A 676-nucleotide genomic window follows, 5' to 3' on the forward strand; every position below is an offset into this window, starting at 1 on the left:
CTCGCCCAGGAGATCGTCGCGGCAGGCGGCCCGGGCGTGCGTGACCTCACCGGCAACGACTTACGCAACGGCGTGCTGGCCATGGCCGCGGCCGGTGTCGCCATCTCCAACGACTCAGGCCTGATGCACATCGCAGCCGCCCTGGGCACGCCCACCATGGGCATCTTCGGCCCGACCAGCCCCTATCTCTGGGCGCCGCTCAACGGCCTCGCTGCAACCGTGGTCCAGGACAAGAGCGTGCTGTCCTGCCAGCCCTGCCAGAGCACGATTTGCAAGATGAACGACCACCACTGCATGCGGGATATCGCCGCGACGGAGGTGGTTGCGATTGCGGAGAGGGTGCTGAGTGAGGCTGGGGCGCGCACTACGACGTGAGGCCATTGGGCTGCGCCGATGATGACATCCTGCCAGTGTTTTGCCCGACGGGTCAAACCGAATTCGCAAAATCCGCAGCGACACCGCTTCGCCGGCCAAGCCATTGATTTCGCTCGCCCCGGCTACTGTGCATGGGGTTGTTTTCGCGTTTTTTGTTCGCAGCCGGTGCAAGCGACGGCTCAGAGCAGCGGCCGATAGACCTGGCCGATCCGCGCCGCTTCGGCATCGAGGCTGAATCGTTCGAGCACGCGCGCCCGTCCGCGCTCGCCCATGGCGGTCGCGGCAGCCACGTCGCGCATCA

Annotated in this window: 1 protein-coding gene; it reads left to right on the forward strand. The window is 66.1% G+C overall.

From position 1 onward, the window contains the following. A partial coding sequence (locus MOV74_RS39685) for a glycosyltransferase family 9 protein (protein WP_246933059.1) occupies positions 1 to 375 on the forward strand: 375 nt, incomplete at its 5' end. Positions 376 to 676 lie beyond the last annotated feature (301 nt).

It is taken from the genome of Bradyrhizobium sp. SHOUNA76 (genome assembly GCF_023006445.1).
Taxonomy (GTDB): domain Bacteria; phylum Pseudomonadota; class Alphaproteobacteria; order Rhizobiales; family Xanthobacteraceae; genus Bradyrhizobium.